This window comes from Pseudobutyrivibrio sp. MD2005, assembly GCF_000621865.1.
Lineage (GTDB): Bacteria > Bacillota > Clostridia > Lachnospirales > Lachnospiraceae > Pseudobutyrivibrio.
Window position 1 is genome coordinate 155,761 of record NZ_JHXE01000009.1, and the last position, 17,609, is coordinate 173,369.

The window sequence follows — 17,609 nt, forward strand, 5'->3', positions numbered from 1 at the left end:
TAAGAAATGATTGACATTAAGTTTTTACGTGAGAACCCAGACGCAGTAAAAGAAAACATTAAAAAGAAATTCCAGGAGCATAAGTTAGGTCTTGTTGACGAAGTAATCGAGCTCGACGACAAGAGACGTGCTACTCAGCAGGAAGCTGATGATATGCGTGCTGAAATGAATAAGGCTTCAAAGCAGATTGGTGCTCTTATGGGTCAGGGAAAGAAGGAAGAAGCTGAGGCAGCTAAGAAAGAAGTTGCTGAGCTTAAGCAGAAGATTAAGGATTTAGAGCCAGTTGAGAAGGAGCTTGCTGATAAGGTTGAGGAAATCATGATGAAGATTCCTAACATCATCGATCCTTCAGTTCCAATTGGTCCAGATGATTCATGCAACGTTGAAATTGAGAAGTTTGGTGAGCCAGTTGTTCCTGATTTTGAGATTCCATATCACACAGATATCATGGAAAGATTCAACGGTATCGATATGGATGCTGCTGGTAAGGTTGCAGGAAATGGTTTCTACTATTTAATGGGAGATATTGCTAGACTTCATTCAGCAGTTATCTCATACGCACGTGATTTCATGATTGATAGAGGATTTACATATTGCATCCCACCTTTCATGATTCGTTCAAACGTAGTTACTGGTGTTATGTCATTCGAAGAAATGGATGCCATGATGTACAAAATCGAGGGTGAAGACCTTTACCTTATCGGTACATCAGAGCACTCAATGATTGGTAAGTTCATCGATACACTTAACGATGAAGCAAACCTTCCATATACACTTACAAGCTACAGCCCATGCTTCCGTAAGGAAAAGGGTGCCCACGGTATCGAAGAGCGTGGTGTTTACCGTATCCACCAGTTCGAGAAGCAGGAAATGATTGTTGTTTGTAAGCCAGAGGATTCAAAGAAATACTACGATGTTCTTTGGAACAACACAGTTGATTTATTCCGCAGCTTAGATATTCCTGTACGTACACTTGAGTGCTGCTCAGGAGATTTAGCAGATCTTAAGGTTAAATCTTGCGACGTTGAGGCATGGTCACCACGTCAGAAGAAGTACTTCGAAGTTGGTAGCTGCTCTAACCTTGGCGATGCTCAGGCTCGTCGTCTTAAGATTCGTGTTAAGGGTGAAGACGGCAGCAAGTACTTCGCACACACACTTAACAACACAGTTGTTGCTCCACCACGTATGCTTATCGCATTCTTGGAGAACAACTTACGCGAAGACGGTAGCGTAGCTATCCCTAAGGCTCTCCAGCCATATATGGGTGGCAAGGAAGTCCTTATTCCCGTAAAATAGAATAATATCTTCTATTGACAAAATAATAATTTGAATATATTATGCCGGGATAGAAGTAGTACAAAATGTAAATGAGCAAGTAGCATCTAAGTTATGGCAAGCGCGAGTAGGGGCTGCCGTGCCGAGCGTGGGAAGGACCTACGCCGGCGGGAGGGTTCCCACGCGAGAGTGCGGAGGGTGCCCTACGGGAGCACGGAACACTTGGTTGCTACTTGCATTTTTGGGGTTTTTGCAATGTAGTTTATTGTAAGAATTAAGAAAAGAGAAGTATATGTCAGTACAGAGTAGAGAAGATATTAGAAACATTGCCATTATCGCACACGTAGATCATGGTAAAACTACACTTGTAGATGAGCTTTTAAAGCAGTCAGGTGTATTTAGAGAGAATCAGGAAGTGGCAGAGCGTGTCATGGACTCAAATGATATTGAGCGTGAGCGTGGTATCACAATTCTTTCTAAGAACACAGCAGTATACTATAAGAATACAAAGATTAACATTATTGATACACCAGGCCATGCCGATTTCGGTGGTGAGGTTGAGCGTGTACTTAAGATGGTAAACGGTGTTGTACTTGTAGTAGATGCCTTTGAGGGTGCAATGCCTCAGACAAAGTTCGTTCTTATGAAGGCGCTTGATCTTGATTTACCAGTTATCGTTTGTATCAACAAAATCGATAGACCAGAGGCTCGTCCAGACGAGGTTATCGATGAAGTATTAGAGTTATTCATGGATCTTGATGCATCAGATGAGCAGCTTGATTGCCCATTTATCTATGCAAGTGCCAAGGAAGGTTTTGCAATCAGAGACCTTAATGAAGAGCATAAGGATATGACAGCGCTCTTCGAGACAATCCTTGATTACATCCCTGCACCACAGGGTGATCCAGAGGCTCCAACACAGGTACTTATTTCAACAATCGATTACAACGAATACGTTGGACGTATCGGTATCGGTAAGGTAGAAAATGGTTCTATCAAGGTTAACCAGGATGCAGTTGTTGTTAACGCACATGATCCTGAAAAGAATAATAAGGTTCGTATTTCAAAGTTATTTGAGTATGACGGACTTAATAAAGTAGATGTTGATGAAGCACAGATTGGTTCAATCGTAGCTATTTCAGGTATTGCAGATATCCACATCGGAGATACAATTTGTGCACCTGATGCACCAAATCCAATTCCTTTCCAGAAGATTTCTGAGCCTACTATTTCAATGAACTTCATTGTAAATGATAGCCCACTTGCTGGTCAGGAAGGAAAGTATGTAACATCACGTCACATCCGCGAGCGTCTTATGAAGGAGCTCAACACTGATGTTTCACTTCGTGTTGAGGATACAGATTCACCAGATTCACTTAAGGTTTCTGGTCGTGGTGAGCTTCACCTTTCAGTTCTTATTGAGAACATGAGACGTGAGGGATTTGAGTTTGCTGTATCAAAGGCCGAGGTCCTTTATCATACAGATGAAAAGGGCAGAAAGCTCGAGCCAATGGAGAGAGCATACGTTGACGTTCCAGACGAGTTTACTGGAGCAGTTATTGAAAAGCTTTCTCAGAGAAAAGGTGAGCTTCAGAATATGACACCTATTACAGGTGGATACACTCGTATAGAGTTTAAGATTCCAGCACGTGGCCTTATTGGTTACCGTGGAGAATTTATGACAGATACTAAGGGAAATGGTATTATCAATACTATTTTCGAGGGATATGAGCCATACAAGGGAGATATAGCTTATCGTAAGCAGGGTTCTCTTATTGCATTTGAAACTGGTGAGTCAGTTACTTATGGTTTATTCTCAGCTCAGGAGCGTGGAACACTGTTCATCGGACCAGGCGAGAAGGTTTACTCAGGAATGGTTATCGGACAGAGCTCACGTGCAGAAGATATCGAGCTTAACGTATGTAAGAAGAAGCATCTTACAAATACTCGTTCATCATCTGCTGATGAAGCGCTTACACTTGTTCCACCTAGAGTACTTAGCCTTGAGCAGGCATTAGATTTCATTGATGTAGATGAGCTTTTGGAAGTAACACCAGAGTCTCTTCGAATCAGAAAGAGAATTCTTGATCCTCTCATGAGAAAGAGAGCTAGTATCAGAAAGTAGGACAATCATGGAAAAGGGAACAATACAAGTATACTACGGAAGTGGACAAGGTAAATCCGCAGCAGCACTTGGTAATGCCGTTCGTCTCGCATCCGAGGGAATGAAGACTACAATCATCCAGTTTCTTAAATCAGAGGCTAGTTCAGAGTATTTTGAAAAGCTTGAGCCTGAAATCAAGCTTTTCAGATTTGAACGTTCAAAGGATGGTTTTGAGAGTCTTACAGAAGAGCAAAAGCAGGAGGAGAAAATCAATATCCTTAATGGGCTTAACTATGCTAAAAAGGTATTAGGCACAGGAGAGTGCGACCTGCTTGTTCTTGATGAAATCCTCGGAGTTGTGGATGAGGGAATAGTTTCAGAAGAAGATATAAAAGAAGCAATTGAGGGACGTGCTATTAATACTAGCGTAATCCTTACTGGTCTAAACATTACACCAGGAATATTTGAAATTGCAGATAATGTATTAAACATCAAGCCAGAGAAATAATTCTCTGGCTATTGTTTTTTAATTTAAATTTCTATAAACTATGTACAAATACGAAAATAAGAGGTGAATCAAATGACAAAAGCAGTTATGCACGGCTGTAACGGCCACATGGGAAGAGTTATTACTGATTTGTGTAAGGCAGATAGTGATATCGAGATAGTAGCAGGTGTCGATAAATTCAAAGATGTCGCTAATGACTATCCAGTATTTGATACAATAGAAGATGTAAATGTTGATTTTGACGTAATCATCGATTTTTCAAATGCTGCAGCTGTTGATGGGCTTCTTGACTTTTGCGAGAAAAACAATAAGCCAGTTGTATTATGTACAACAGGTTTGTCAGACGATATGATTGCCCACGTAGATACAGCTAGTAAGAATGTTGCAGTGCTTAGATCTGCTAACATGTCACTTGGTATCAACACATTATTTGATTTATGCAAGAAGGCTACTCAGGTTTTTGCAGATGCAGGATTTGATATTGAAATAGTAGAAAAGCATCACAATCAAAAACTTGATGCTCCTAGTGGAACAGCGCTCGCTCTTGCAGATGCATGTAATGATGCCTTAGATGAGAAATATGAATACTGCTATGGACGTGCAGACAGAAGAGAAAAGAGACCAACAAATGAAATCGGTATTTCAGCTGTTCGTGGTGGAAATATTGTTGGTGAGCACGAGGTTATTTTTGCGGGACTTGATGAAGTTATTACAATCAAGCACACAGCATATTCAAAGAGTGTTTTTGCAAAGGGCGCAGTAGAGGCAGCAAAATATTTAGCAGGAAAGCCAGCAGGCTTATATGATATGAAGCAGGTAATTGCAGATAAATAATTGCAAATCCTGTAGATACGGAGAGGGAAACTTATGTATATTCAGCTCAATTCACAAATAATATGTTATGAAAAGACCGGCGAGGGGGCGCCGGTTATTCTTATACATGGAAATAAAGGCGATCATCACACTTTTGATGAGCTGGCTGAAACAATGAGCAGAGAGCATACTGTTTATGCAATGGATTCCAGAGGCTATGGAGAAAGCGCTACACCAAAAGAGTACCACTATGCTGATATGGCAAATGATGTAATCAATTTGATAAATGCATTAGATATTGAAAAGCCATATCTGGTGGGATTTTCTGATGGAGGGATAATTGCTCTTCTTGTGGCAATAAAGGCTAGCGACTTGTTATCTGGAATTGTGTGCTGTGGAGCAAATCTTAATCCAGCAGGTATTCATCATAGAGATTTAAGGGAAATGAAAAAAGAGTATAAAAAGACTAATGACCCAAAAACTCTTATGATGTTAGTTGAGCCGGATATAACACCAAGCGATTTACAGGCCATTTCAGTTCCAGCCCTAATAATAGCTGGTGATGATGATTGCATTAAGGAAAAAGAAACAAAAAAAATTGCAGCTAATATTAGAGAAGCCAAGCTATTGATTCTTGAAGGGGAGAATCATTTTAGCTATATAGTAGGAACAGATAAGCTATACCGCTACATTAGAGGCTTTTTGGGGTGAAAGAAATGCTTGTTTTTGTGTCTCTCACGTGATAGAATTGTTATAAATTTGTGAATAGATGTAAAATGCTGTTCATATGTAACGGTCGTCATTTAGCGAATAGAGGAGACTATGACACAGAATCAGAGTAATAGGTTACCAGTAGTAGCCAAAGTGAATATTGTTATTATAGTTGCTGCAGTATTGTTTTTAGTATTGTGTTATTTCAGTACTAGAGAAACAGCAGCAGTTTCGCTGACAGAATCTATCGAACCATTTGGCTGTGCCAACTTAGAGGATGGTTCAAGAGAGTATTTCCTTGATTTAAGGGATTACGATTATCATTATACGGGAATTAAGTTTTATACATCACATCAGATTGTTACTGTCTACAATGCAGGCAGAGAAATATATTCATTTAATAAAACAGGAGGAGCTTTTACTTCAACCACTGGTTCAAATTGGAACTTCATACCGGTTAACGAAAGAATGATTCAGATTGCTGTAATTATCAAGCCTATTTATGGAATAGTTGATAATCAGGTTCCAGAATTTTTCATAGGCAGTGCATATCAAATGTACGACGAAGTTATGATTGCATCCATGCCTAGGTTTATAGTCAGCTTACTCATTGTCATCATGAGTATATTGCTTTTTGTTTATTATTATCTAATGCATGAAAAGCAAAAGCTTACAAAAGAATTATTGCATTTAGCATGTTTCTCTCTATTTTGTGGAATATGGTCTTTGAACGAGACAGATGTTACATTGTTATTATCAAGTAATAAAATTGTGGATTCAATCGTTCCTTACTTATGTTTGATGCTTGTTATTCCACCGTTTATACAGTTTTTTGACAGTTATCTTAGTATTAATTGTAGTCATGTTAAAAAATATATAATCTGGGCATCACTAGTTCAGTTTGTAGTGCTCACGACACTGCACTTTATGAAGATTGCAGAGTTCAGAGAGACACTTATAATAATGCAGGTTATGCTTATTATTGCTTCGCTTTATATGGTGGCTGGTGTGATTGGCCAGATTGTCATGAAGAAGTACTCTAGACGTCTAGAAATATGTGCTATCGGTTTGAGCTTATTTATGATGACTATAATTGTAGATGTTGTTCAATACTACACTAAAAAGGGTGATGCCGATAGAACTGGTCGTTATGTATTCTTGATTTTCATCTTCTTGATAGCATGGGATATGATAAAGGAAGCCAATGAAGTTATTGAGAAGGGAAAAAGAGCTAAGCAGCTTGAAATCTTTGCTCTTACAGATAGCATGACAGGTCTTCTTAATCGAAATGCCTTTGAAAGTCATGCAAAATCAGCAGATAGCTTAGACGGAGTAATCGCTGTTGTTGCTGATGCAAATGGATTGAAATATTGCAATGATACATTTGGACATGAAGCCGGCGATGAGTATATTACATTAGTGGCCGATGTTTTCAATGATGTATATGGAAAGTACGGCAATTGCTATAGAACAGGTGGAGACGAATTCTGCTGCATTATACAGGAAAGCAATCAGGTGAATATCGAGCGCCTTAGAAAGATGTTCCTTACAAAGATTCATACGGCAGATTTGGAAGGTGGCCATGAATATAATATTGGTGTTGCCATTGGTGATGCCTGCTACGATTCAAAAGTAGATGGCGATTTCCGCTCGCTGGTAAAACGTGCAGACGCATGTATGTATGAAAATAAACGTTTAAGCAAAACATCTTAAAAATAAAGATGAGCTAGCAAGTGCTAGCTCATTTTTTAATGTACATCGGTATTATTCATCCACTCAACGATGGTATCCATTCCCTCCTCAGTGAATGGCGCAGTCATAATCAGCTTCTGATCATCAGGAGTGTTCTCAGAACTAAATGGGCCCTTCCAAAGAGAAGCTTTAAATAAAGGTTCCTCGGCGCCCTCTTCCTGATACTTTTCAATTTTAAAACACTTATTTCCGTCGCTCCCGGTGAAAGAAGGAGCTTTTTTGTAATATCCAATTGGTAATAGTCTTTTTCGTTCAATCATATGTCTATTTTAAAGAAACTGAAAGACTTTGTCACTAAAGAATGATAAAATAAAATTAATATTTATAATAGTATTAGGAATATAATCATTCTTGAAACTTGCTAGAGTTATACGGGGGCACGAATGGAAAAAGGAAAAATTTTTAGAATTGTTTGTGGCATTATGATTGCTATAATTGTTGTCATTTTAGTAGCATTGTTTGTTAGTGATGACAATTCTAATCCAAATGCAGACATTGATTTGAATGTTCCATATGCTGATACAGCATCGTGGATGGAGCATATTTCAGATGACGCATATCTATCGGAAATCACTATCCCAGGCACGCACAATAGTTGCGCTAGAAACATTAGCCTTGGATATTCAAAGCGTTGCCAGGATACCAGCATTTCAGAGCAGCTCAATAATGGCTATCGCTATTTAGATCTTAAGGTAGCCATGGATGAGACAGAAAACGGTAATAGAATTAAGCTTGTTAATGGCACTTCTAATTGCTATGCTTCAGGCGAGTTTTTCTCTGATTATCTGTATTTTGATGATGTGTGTCAGGATATTTACAAGTTTTTGCAGGAGCATTCTACAGAAACAGTTATTGTGAGCATCAAGATAGAGGATGAGGACCATGAAGTAGCAGATGTTGAAAAGCTTCTTGTAGATGAGATTCAGGCTAATCATGATTACTGGTACACAGAGGAAGAAATCCCTACCTTGGGAGATGTCAGAGGTCGCGCAGTTCTTGTTTCAAGATACGAGGATAAAGCTGCAACAGGTGTCGTGGGAATTAATATGATATGGACTGAGCATGATAATAAGGTTCCTGCAGATATTCCTTATGAGCTTTTTGTTTATGATGACTATAGAGTGTGGGTTCAGGACAGATACAAATATTCAGTTGAGGATAAATACGAAGCTGTTGTAGATGGTCTTGAAAATTGCGAAGCAGATGAAAACACTCTGTTCCTTAATTTTATCAGCACAAATGGAGATGGTCTTATTGGACACCCACTTGGATATGCTAAAAACCTTAACGAATTACTGATGGATTATGACTTAAAGGACAATACAAGCTATGGAATTATAATCGTAGATTTTGGTGATTCTAATCTGGCAAGACATATATATTACACAAATTCGTTTTAGAATATAAAGAAAGTTTTTAGGAGGATATTGTATGGAGAATTATTTAGAGAAGGACATTAATCCGATATTGCTTGAGTTCCTTGATTTGGATTCCTTTGAAGAAAAATACAAGCTCTTAGTTGCAACACCTATAATGGATTTTGATGATTTGCTAATTGACAATATGGCATCATCTATTGATGTCGTAATTGATGATGGCGATATTGATAGCAGAGTTCAGGAACTTAAGGTATGTGTTAGAACGCGAGCTAAATACGAAACAACTAGATTTCGTAGGTAATTATCTGAATATTTAGTGTTGTAAATTTCAACAAAATATTATCTTTGAAATTTTGCAAATCTACAAAATTATGGATACCCTCTTTACAGAGCGGTATCCATAATGTAAAGTATGTGCATAACTTAATTCGGATTGTTACTGCGCTATAGCAGGCAAGACTGAATCATAACCGGAGGGCCTAATAGGAGGCCTGTATTCTTGGTATGGTTTGGTCATTTTTTTTTGAGAATACACTTATGAAGATAACTAAGATACTTAATAACAATGCTGCATTAGCAAAAGATGAAAATGAAAATGAAATAATATATACAGGCTGCGGCATATGTTTTCAGAAACGTGCTGGGGATGAGATTGACGAAAGTAAGATAGAAAAGACTTTCGTTATGGAAAAGTCTAACGAGCAGTTCTTGCAGTTGGTATCTGAAATGCCTTATGAAGAGATTCAGGTTGCAGATGAAATCATTAAATATGCATCAGAAAAACTGGAAAAAAGATTGTGCAATAACATCTACATTACGTTAACAGATCATTTGGGATTTGCGATAGAACGAAGCAAAAGCGGAACATTCCTTAGAAATAAGCTTTTGTGGGAAATCAAAAACTATTATAAAGTTGAATATGATTTAGGGTGCCATGCACTTGAAATCATAAAAGAAAAACTTGGAGTTGAACTTCCGGAAGATGAGGCAGGATTCTTTGCTTTACACATCGTAAATGCAGAATTAGATGGAAACATTCATCACATCATGGAAGCTCCGGAAATCATAGATGACATAGTTAGTATTGTAAAATACACTTACAATAAAGATTTGGATGAGAATTCCCTTTCCTACGAAAGATTCATCACACATCTAAAATACTTTTTGCAAAGAGCAGAAAGAAATGCTTATTACGAGCCCGAAGCAGAGGGCATGTTTGAAATCATAAAAGAAAAATTTCCAGAAGCATATCGATGCGCATCCCGTATCAAAAGCTACATGGAGACCAAATTTCCAGAAAAATTAACAGATGAGGAAATGCTCTACTTAACAGTGCATATTGCTCGTATTACTGGAAGAAACAATTAACCAGGGATGGTTACGGCGTTGGAGTCGGCTACACCCGTACGATTGAAAATAGTCTATATGGCTATTTTTAATTCGTGCGGGTTTTTTATTTTTAGAAACAATCAGCCCAGTGCGCAGGGGCTGTCTTGTAAATAGATTATTCAGATTCAAAGGAGAAGAAATTATGGCAAGCAAATATGATGGCTTGGCCCGCATCATTATTCAAAATGTTGGCGGCAAAGATAACATTGAAAGTATTACACATTGTATTACAAGATTAAGATTTAGTCTTAAGGACGAAAGCAAAGCAAATACAGATATTCTAAAAGAGACAGATGGAGTTGTAACAGTAATTCAGTCTGGCGGTCAGTATATGGTAGTAATCGGAAATCATGTTCCACAGGTTTTTGATGCAGTGATAAGTGTTGGCCACTTAGAGAGTAAGTCTGCATTAGCAGCTAATAATGATATAGAATCATCAGAAAAGAAAAACCTCTTCAACTCATTCATTAGCGTAATCACAAGCGTATTCACACCATTCCTTGGAGTGCTTTGTGCATGTGGTATTTTGAAAGGTGTGTTGGCACTTCTTACAGCCACAGGAGTTATGTCAGCTACAGGCGGCAGTTACAATATTTTATATTCACTTGCAGATTCAGCATTTTACTTCTTGCCACCTATCCTTGGTATGACAGCGGCAAAGAAGTTCAAGCTTCCAGAGATGGAAGGTTTAATTATTGGACTTGCACTTGTATATCCATATTTGACAGGTGGAGCAGATGATATCAGCAACTTATTTGGAATTCCAGTTTCAATGCCACCTTCAGGAGACTATACATCATCAGTTATTCCTGTAATCCTTGCAGTTGCATTTGCTGCATGGTTTGAAAACAAGTTTGTTAAGAAGATTGTCCCAGATACAATAAAGCTGTTCTGTGTGCCTCTTATCACATTGTTTGTAACATTCGTTTTAACAATGTTTATTATCGGACCAGTAGCATCAACAATCGCAGGTGCACTGTCATTATTCTTTGAAACATTAAATACAGCAAGCCCAATCCTTATGGGAGTAGTAGTTGGATTCTTCTGGCAGATACTTGTAATGTTTGGCCTTCATTGGTCATTGGTTCCAATCGCTTTATCAAATATGGCAACTGCAGGTCAGGATATTATTCTTGTAGCAATGTTTGGAACAACTTTTGCACAGACAGGTGCAGTACTTGGTATTTGGCTAAAGACAAAGGACGCTAAGATTAAGTCCCTTGCTCCAGCATCAGTTATTTCAGGATTAGCAGGTGTAACTGAGCCAGCAATTTATGGTCTTACGCTTCCAAAGAAGGCACCATTCTTCCGTACATGTGCGGTAGCTGGTGTAGCAGGTGCAGTACTTTGTACACTTGGAGTTAAATGCTATAATATGGCAGGATTAGGTGTATTTGGTTATCCAGCATATGTAAATCCAGCAACAGGTGATACACACGGAATGATTATTTCAATCATCGTATCAATTGCATGTATTATTGCAGGATGCATTGTTGAGTTAATCTTTTACAAGGATGATGCTCCAGCAAAGAAGGAAGCTAAGAAGGAAGAGAGAATCCAGGATGCATTAGGAGCAGAAATCATTGCTGCACCAATCAACGGTGAAATTAAGGATTTATCAGAAATCGAAGATGCTGCATTCTCTTCAGGAGCAATGGGCAAAGGAATTGCTATCGCACCAACAGAAGGAAAGGTGTATGCTCCAGCAGATGGAACTATTTCAGCATTTTTCCCAACAGGACATGCAGTAGGTATCACAACAAATGATGGTGCTGAGATTATCATCCATGTTGGTATGGATACAGTAAAGCTTCAAGGCCAGGGCTTTGAGCCAAAGGTAAAGCAGGGTGATAAGGTTAAAAAAGGTGATCTATTACTAGAGTTTGATATTGATTTTATTAAAGCTCAAGGCTATCCTGTGGATACACCAATTATTATCACAAACACAGATAAGTATGCAGATGTTATCCCTACAGATGCTGATAAGGTAAATGTAGGTGAGAATCTGATTACATTAATCTAAGTACTAAATAGAAATCCAGTAATTTTGAAAGTGAGGCTATAATATGAAAACATTTAGAAAAGATTTCTTCTGGGGCGGCGCAACAGCTGCAAATCAGTTTGAGGGTGCATGGAATGTGGACGGAAAGGGTCCTTCTGTTTCAGATATGTGCACAACTGGTTCGAAAGATACACCAAAGCGCATTACAGCAACAATTGAGGAGAATACTTTATACCCTAGTCATGAAGCAATCGATTTTTATCATCATTATAAAGAGGATATTAAGCTGTTTGCAGATATGGGATTCAATGTTTTCCGTTTCTCTATTGCATGGACAAGAATTTTCCCAACTGGAATGGAGAAGGAGCCAAACGAAGCTGGCCTTAAGTTTTATGACAATGTAATCGACGAGTGTAGAAAATACAACATCGAGCCATTCATCACTATTTCACACTATGAGATGCCATATGCATTAGTTGAAAAATACAATGGCTGGTATGGAAGAGAATGTATTGAATTGTTCGAGAGATACTGCCATGCAATCTTTGATAGATATAAGGATAAAGTGGTATACTGGCTCACATTTAACGAGATTAATGCGGGAACAATGCCTATGGGTAATGTTCTTTCATTAGGTACTGTTCAGGGTTACACAGGACCAATCACTGGAGTAAAGGATGATCCAAAGATTCGTTATCAGGCATTACATCATCAGTTTGTAGCAAGTGCAAGAGTTGTAAAATATGCTCATGAAAATTATCCACAGTTTAAGATGGGTAACATGATTTGCTTTATGACAACATATCCAGCTACATGCAAGCCGGACGATATGTTAAAGGCTCAGCGCGAAATGAGAATGAAGAACTGGTTCTGCTCAGATATTATGGTAAGAGGTTATTATCCAGAATATGCAGACCGCTACTTCGAAGAAAACGATATCAACATTAAGATGGAAGAGGGAGACCTTGAAATCCTTAAGGAAGGTACTGTAGATTTCTATACATTTAGCTACTACATGAGCATCTGTGCTTCTACAGATGAGAACGAAAAGCTTACAGGTGGTAACCTTATGGGCGGAGTTAAGAACCCATACCTTGAGGCAAGTGACTGGGGATGGCAGATTGACCCTAAGGGACTTCGTTGGACTTTAAACTCAATTTACGATAGATATCATATTCCGATGATGGTTGTTGAGAATGGACTTGGTGCTCTTGATACAGTAGAGGCTGATGGTTCTATCAATGATGATTACAGAATTGACTATCTAAGAAAGCATATCTTAGAAATGAAGGAAGCTGTTAAGGATGGTGTTGATTTAATGGGTTACACACCATGGGGATGCATCGATTTAGTTAGTGCATCAACAGGCGAAATGGCTAAGCGCTATGGTTTCATTTATGTAGATAAGCATGATGATGGAACAGGTACACTCTCTCGTAGTAAGAAGAAATCTTTTGATTGGTTCAAGAGTGTAATCGAGTCTAACGGTGAGAATATCTAATAGCAATAATTGCAAAATGGATTATATGTAAGATTTTACATATTTTTCGGTAAAATAAATAAAAAGCGGGATTTGCGTTTTGCAAATCCTCTTTTTTTTGTATAATAATTGCGTGTTGTTTATGTTTATCTATAGTGATTAGGAGGACATTTTTTATGGCTATTGATCTTAAACAATACTTAGATCTTCCACATGGCGATATGCCAGGTGACAAGGTAGAAATAGGCGAGGAACACGTTAAAAAGGCTCTTGTAATTATGGACCCATTAATGGAGAAATTGGAGCCATTACTTGAGGGCGGCAAGGCAGTTATTGCTGTTTGCGGTGGCTCAGGTGTAGGTAAGTCAGAGACTGCATCTCTTATCAGTCACATGTTGAGAGAGCACGGCATTGGTGCTTACACTATGTCAGGAGACAATTACCCTAGACGTATTCCTATGTACAATGATGCAGAGCGTCTTCGTATTTTCCGTACAGCAGGTGTTAGAGGCCTGGTAAAGAACGGCGAAGGTACAATGGAGCATTTCGATCTTCTTCGCAAATGGCAGGAAGAAGAGACAGATGCAGACAAGACTCATGTAGAGGAGTGCCCATGGGCAGCATCTTATCTTGAGGCAGGACGCAAAGGCCTAGAAGGATACCTTGGAACTAAAAACGAAATTGATTTCGACGAAGTATCAAGTATTGTAAAGGCTTTCAAATCTGGCCAGAATAAAATCTACCTTAAGAGAATGGGTAGAACAGACTCCGAGCTTTGGTATGAGGAAGTTGATTTCTCAAACATTCAGGTTCTTGTAATCGAATGGACTCATGGAAATAGCGATAATTACGAAGGAGTGGATATTCCAATTCTTCTAAACAGTACACCAGAGGAGACATTAGCTCATCGTAGAGCTAGAAACCGTGATGGTAAGACTGATAGCGCATTTACCATGCTTGTTCTTGAACTTGAGCAAAACCTTTTGAAATCACAGGCTCATAAAGCTCAGATTATTCTTTCAAAAGCAGGCGAACTGCTTACATACGAGCAGTACGAAGCCTTAATGAACTAATTCGTATATACGAATAATAATTCTTGAGTTATTTAAATTATTAGAGGAGGCAGTAGGCATCAAGCTATAGTATTCGATGAGTCTGTAGCCGACAAGCTATTATTTTACTAAAGCGAGACGTGTTGTCGAGCTTAGTAAATATAATGCTTGTAGGCGTAACAGACGGACTACAATGCTTGTAGCCGTAACTGCCGGATTTTAGTAACAGGCGGACTTTAGTAACTGCCGGTCTACAGTGGAGGAATAAAATGAGTAATGGACCTATGCTTAATGCGTACCCAGATTCTATGGGTGGCACATTAGATGATATTGTAAAGGTTTTGAATAAGGATGATTTAAAGGATGTATTTGAGTCATTCTATATTCTACCAAGTATTTTTAATACAGATTTAGATAGAGGCTTTTCTGTAATTGATTATGGCATCAATGAAGAGCTTGGAAGCAGAGAAGCAGTTGAGGCAATCAAGAACATGGATATTGATCTTAAGCTTGATTTCATCCTTAACCACGCATCTGTATTATCAAAGGAGTTTCAGGACATCATCAAAAACGGTGATGAATCAAAGTATAAGGATTTCTTTATCGATTGGAATAAATTCTGGGAAGGCTGTGGCCAGATGACAGAAGCTGGTTATATTCAGCCAGATGAGAAATATATCAAGGATATGTTTTTCAGAAAGCCAGGCTTACCAATTCTTATGGTAAGATTCCCAGATGGAAGAAATGTACCATATTGGAACACTTTCTATCAGGAGGTACGCTACAAGAAGCTTGAAGCAGAAGACTTGATGGAAAAGATGGACATCCAGTATGTAGCAGCTACTAGATTAGCAGAGTGTGTTAACGCTCAGATTGATGAGGGTAAGGCTGTTGCTGAGCTAGAGCTTGGTAAATATGAAAAGTATCATGATGCAGTTGTTGATTTATTAGAGAGCAATCGCAGATATTTAGGACAAATGGATTTGAACATCAAATCACCACTTGTTTGGGAATTCTACGAGAACACTCTTAAGACACTTGCAGGATACGGTGCAAAGATCGTCAGATTAGATGCCTTTGCATACGCTCCAAAGGAGCCAGGCGAGAAGAACTTTTTGAATGACCCAGGTACATGGGATTTACTTCAGAAAGTACGTGAGTTGGCAGATAAGAACGGTGTAACACTTTTACCAGAAATTCATGCCAGCTATGGAGAGAAGATTTATGAGCTTGTAGCAGGTAAAGGCTACATGACATACGATTTCTTCCTTCCAGGACTTCTCATTCACGCGATTGAAAATCATGATAGTTCACTTCTAGTAAACTGGGCAAAGGAATTAGTTGAAAAGGACATTCGTGTAGTAAACATGCTTGGATGTCATGATGGAATTCCTCTCCTTGATTTAAAGGGACTTTTACCAGAAGATGAAATTCAAAAGATGATAGATACACTTGTTGCTCGTGGCGGATTTGTTAAGGATCTTCATGGTGCAAAGAATATGTACTATCAGGTTAATGCAACATACTATAGTGCACTTGGTGAGGACGATAAGAAGATGCTCTTTGCGAGAGCAATTCAGATGTTTATGCCAGGTAAGCCTCAGGTATGGTACCTTGATTTGTTTGCAGGAAAGAATGACCACGAAGCTGTAGCACGTGCTGGAGCCGGTGGACATAAAGAAATCAACAGAACAAATCTTTCGTTAGAGCAGATTGAGTCAGATCTTCAGAAGGATGTTGTTAAGAAGCAAATCGAATTACTTCGACTTCGTAAATCTCATCCAGCATTTGGATTTGATAGCAAGCTTTCTATCGATACAAATGGTTCAGTTACATCCTTTACATGGACAAAGGGAGCTGATTCCATAACACTTAAGGCAGATTTCGCTAGCCTTGAATACGAAATTGTAAAATAATCAAAAAGTCATTCCTTGCAGGGAATGGCTTTTTTTTATAGTTTTTTTTGTATACAAAAAAGAACAGAAAATGGCAAGAAAAGTCAAATGCTGATGATATTTTTATGTTATAGTATTGATTGTGAAAAAATAAACGATATTTTTTATCATTAATAGTATGGATTTAAAAGCAAAAGATTTATTAGAAAAACTTAAGATAGAACATTCACTTTCTACAGATGAGTACGAGTACTTGTTGGCTAATAGGGATGAGGAACTGATGGATTTGGCAGCAGGCTATGCCAGAGAGTTTCAGAAACAGCACTATGGCAATAAGGTCTACATACGTGGCCTGATAGAGTTTACCAATTTCTGCAGAAACGATTGTATTTATTGCGGAATCAGACGCGATAATATGAACTGCGAGAGATATCGTCTTTCAGCTCAGACTATTATAGACTGTGCCAATCAGGGGTACGAATTAGGCTTTAGGACAATCGTGCTTCAAGGCGGAGAAGATTATACCTACAGTGATGATATGCTTTGTGACATCATTTCAGCCATCAAATCATCCCATGAGGATATGGTCATTACACTGTCTATTGGTGAGCGTAGCAAAGAAAGCTATCAAAAGTATTATGATGCTGGTGCCAGAAGATATCTGCTCAGACACGAAACAGCTAATCCGGAATTATATAGAAAGTTACATCCTGCGGAGATGTCATGGCATAATCGCATGGAATGTTTGAAGAATCTTAAAGAAATAGGTTATCAAACTGGTGCTGGATTTATGGTGGAATCCCCAGGTCAGACCAGCTACGATTTGGCCATGGATTTAAAATTCATAGAAGAGTTCAAGCCAGACATGTGCGGTATCGGTCCATTTATTAGTCATAAGGATACACCGTTTGCTAATGAAAATAGCGGCACACTTGATACCACATTATTCTGCTTATCATTAATCAGAATGATTTATCCCGAAGTTTTGCTTCCAGCCACAACAGCACTTGGGACTATCAATCCTAAGGGAAGAGAGCTTGGAATACTGGCAGGTGCCAATGTAGTGATGCCAAATCTTTCACCTACAGATGTGAGAAGAATGTACACGCTTTATGACAACAAAATCTGCACAGGCGAAGAAGCCGCAGAATGCCTTGGATGTCTTGGCAGCCGCATGGAAAGCATTGGATATAAAATAGTTACAGACCCTGGAAACAGAGCCGGTTTCAATTAGTACAGATAGTGAGGA

The 17,609-nt window shown here is 38.6% G+C and carries 15 protein-coding genes; 14 read left to right on the plus strand and 1 reads right to left on the minus strand.

Going from position 1 to position 17,609, the window contains the following annotated elements; translation table 11 throughout:
• The first annotated feature begins 6 nt into the window (after positions 1–6).
• The 6 genes from serS (at position 7) to T498_RS0103555 (ending at position 7,124) form a co-directional block, all read left to right on the plus strand.
• A complete protein-coding gene (gene serS / locus T498_RS0103530; RefSeq protein WP_028234729.1) occupies positions 7–1,296 on the plus strand; it encodes a serine--tRNA ligase in 1,290 nt (429 codons plus the stop codon).
• 271 nt (positions 1,297–1,567) lie between these two features.
• The gene (typA, locus tag T498_RS0103535) at positions 1,568–3,400 is read left to right on the plus strand and encodes a translational GTPase TypA (RefSeq protein ID WP_028234730.1); all 1,833 of its coding nucleotides are present in this window, start codon (positions 1,568–1,570) and stop codon (positions 3,398–3,400) included.
• A 7-nt stretch (positions 3,401–3,407) separates the two neighbouring features.
• On the plus strand, positions 3,408–3,887 hold the full coding sequence (locus T498_RS0103540) for a cob(I)yrinic acid a,c-diamide adenosyltransferase (RefSeq protein WP_028234731.1): 480 nt from the start codon (positions 3,408–3,410) through the stop codon (positions 3,885–3,887).
• A 72-nt stretch (positions 3,888–3,959) separates the two neighbouring features.
• On the plus strand, positions 3,960–4,721 hold the full coding sequence (gene dapB, locus T498_RS0103545; RefSeq protein ID WP_028234732.1) for a 4-hydroxy-tetrahydrodipicolinate reductase: 762 nt from the start codon (positions 3,960–3,962) through the stop codon (positions 4,719–4,721).
• Between the two features lie 33 nt (positions 4,722–4,754).
• Positions 4,755–5,411, plus strand: a complete 657-nt coding sequence (locus T498_RS0103550; protein ID WP_028234733.1) for an alpha/beta fold hydrolase — start codon at positions 4,755–4,757, stop codon at positions 5,409–5,411.
• A 111-nt stretch (positions 5,412–5,522) separates the two neighbouring features.
• A complete protein-coding gene (locus T498_RS0103555; RefSeq protein ID WP_028234734.1) occupies positions 5,523–7,124 on the plus strand; it encodes a GGDEF domain-containing protein in 1,602 nt (533 codons plus the stop codon).
• Positions 7,125–7,159: 35 nt separating this feature from the next.
• On the opposite strand, the gene T498_RS0103560 is transcribed toward T498_RS0103555, so the two are convergent.
• Complete coding sequence (locus tag T498_RS0103560; protein ID WP_028234735.1) at positions 7,160–7,423, minus strand: hypothetical protein; 264 nt, start codon at positions 7,421–7,423, stop codon at positions 7,160–7,162.
• 123 nt (positions 7,424–7,546) lie between these two features.
• Here T498_RS0103560 and T498_RS0103565 point away from each other — a divergent pair, with 123 nt between their 5' ends.
• The 8 genes from T498_RS0103565 to hydE all read left to right on the plus strand — a co-directional run bounded on the left by T498_RS0103565 (position 7,547) and on the right by hydE (position 17,594).
• Positions 7,547–8,563: a phosphatidylinositol-specific phospholipase C domain-containing protein gene (locus tag T498_RS0103565; RefSeq protein WP_028234736.1), complete on the plus strand. Its 1,017-nt coding sequence runs from the start codon at positions 7,547–7,549 to the stop codon at positions 8,561–8,563.
• A gap of 31 nt (positions 8,564–8,594) precedes the next feature.
• A complete protein-coding gene (locus T498_RS14735; RefSeq protein WP_051524570.1) occupies positions 8,595–8,843 on the plus strand; it encodes a hypothetical protein in 249 nt (82 codons plus the stop codon).
• Between the two features lie 236 nt (positions 8,844–9,079).
• Positions 9,080–9,910 carry a BglG family transcription antiterminator LicT gene (gene licT, locus T498_RS0103575; RefSeq protein ID WP_028234737.1) on the plus strand — a complete coding sequence of 277 codons (831 nt, stop codon included), beginning with the start codon at positions 9,080–9,082 and terminating at the stop codon, positions 9,908–9,910.
• A 163-nt stretch (positions 9,911–10,073) separates the two neighbouring features.
• Positions 10,074–11,954, plus strand: coding sequence for a beta-glucoside-specific PTS transporter subunit IIABC (locus T498_RS0103580; RefSeq protein ID WP_028234738.1), 1,881 nt, complete (start codon positions 10,074–10,076; stop codon positions 11,952–11,954).
• Between the two features lie 43 nt (positions 11,955–11,997).
• A complete protein-coding gene (locus tag T498_RS0103585; RefSeq protein WP_028234739.1) occupies positions 11,998–13,434 on the plus strand; it encodes a glycoside hydrolase family 1 protein in 1,437 nt (478 codons plus the stop codon).
• Positions 13,435–13,589: 155 nt separating this feature from the next.
• Positions 13,590–14,486, plus strand: coding sequence for an adenylyl-sulfate kinase (locus tag T498_RS0103590; RefSeq protein WP_036977734.1), 897 nt, complete (start codon positions 13,590–13,592; stop codon positions 14,484–14,486).
• Positions 14,487–14,734: 248 nt separating this feature from the next.
• On the plus strand, positions 14,735–16,381 hold the full coding sequence (locus T498_RS0103595; protein WP_028234741.1) for an alpha-amylase family glycosyl hydrolase: 1,647 nt from the start codon (positions 14,735–14,737) through the stop codon (positions 16,379–16,381).
• A gap of 157 nt (positions 16,382–16,538) precedes the next feature.
• Positions 16,539–17,594, plus strand: coding sequence for a [FeFe] hydrogenase H-cluster radical SAM maturase HydE (gene hydE, locus T498_RS0103600; RefSeq protein WP_155951008.1), 1,056 nt, complete (start codon positions 16,539–16,541; stop codon positions 17,592–17,594).
• Positions 17,595–17,609 lie beyond the last annotated feature (15 nt).

What these genes read in the sequence shown, in the direction of transcription:
- T498_RS0103555 (WP_028234734.1), top strand. Translation starts at nt 5,523, where the DNA reads ATGACACAGAATCAGAGTAATAGGTTACCAGTAGTAGCCAAAGTGAAT.
- typA (WP_028234730.1), top strand. Translation starts at nt 1,568, where the DNA reads ATGTCAGTACAGAGTAGAGAAGATATTAGAAACATTGCCATTATCGCA.
- T498_RS0103595 (WP_028234741.1), top strand. Translation starts at nt 14,735, where the DNA reads ATGAGTAATGGACCTATGCTTAATGCGTACCCAGATTCTATGGGTGGC.
- T498_RS0103585 (WP_028234739.1), top strand. Translation starts at nt 11,998, where the DNA reads ATGAAAACATTTAGAAAAGATTTCTTCTGGGGCGGCGCAACAGCTGCA.
- dapB (WP_028234732.1), top strand. Translation starts at nt 3,960, where the DNA reads ATGACAAAAGCAGTTATGCACGGCTGTAACGGCCACATGGGAAGAGTT.
- serS (WP_028234729.1), top strand. Translation starts at nt 7, where the DNA reads ATGATTGACATTAAGTTTTTACGTGAGAACCCAGACGCAGTAAAAGAA.
- T498_RS0103550 (WP_028234733.1), top strand. Translation starts at nt 4,755, where the DNA reads ATGTATATTCAGCTCAATTCACAAATAATATGTTATGAAAAGACCGGC.
- licT (WP_028234737.1), top strand. Translation starts at nt 9,080, where the DNA reads ATGAAGATAACTAAGATACTTAATAACAATGCTGCATTAGCAAAAGAT.
- T498_RS0103580 (WP_028234738.1), top strand. Translation starts at nt 10,074, where the DNA reads ATGGCAAGCAAATATGATGGCTTGGCCCGCATCATTATTCAAAATGTT.
- hydE (WP_155951008.1), top strand. Translation starts at nt 16,539, where the DNA reads ATGGATTTAAAAGCAAAAGATTTATTAGAAAAACTTAAGATAGAACAT.
- T498_RS0103565 (WP_028234736.1), top strand. Translation starts at nt 7,547, where the DNA reads ATGGAAAAAGGAAAAATTTTTAGAATTGTTTGTGGCATTATGATTGCT.
- T498_RS0103590 (WP_036977734.1), top strand. Translation starts at nt 13,590, where the DNA reads ATGGCTATTGATCTTAAACAATACTTAGATCTTCCACATGGCGATATG.
- T498_RS14735 (WP_051524570.1), top strand. Translation starts at nt 8,595, where the DNA reads ATGGAGAATTATTTAGAGAAGGACATTAATCCGATATTGCTTGAGTTC.
- T498_RS0103560 (WP_028234735.1), bottom strand. Translation starts at nt 7,423, where the DNA reads ATGATTGAACGAAAAAGACTATTACCAATTGGATATTACAAAAAAGCT.
- T498_RS0103540 (WP_028234731.1), top strand. Translation starts at nt 3,408, where the DNA reads ATGGAAAAGGGAACAATACAAGTATACTACGGAAGTGGACAAGGTAAA.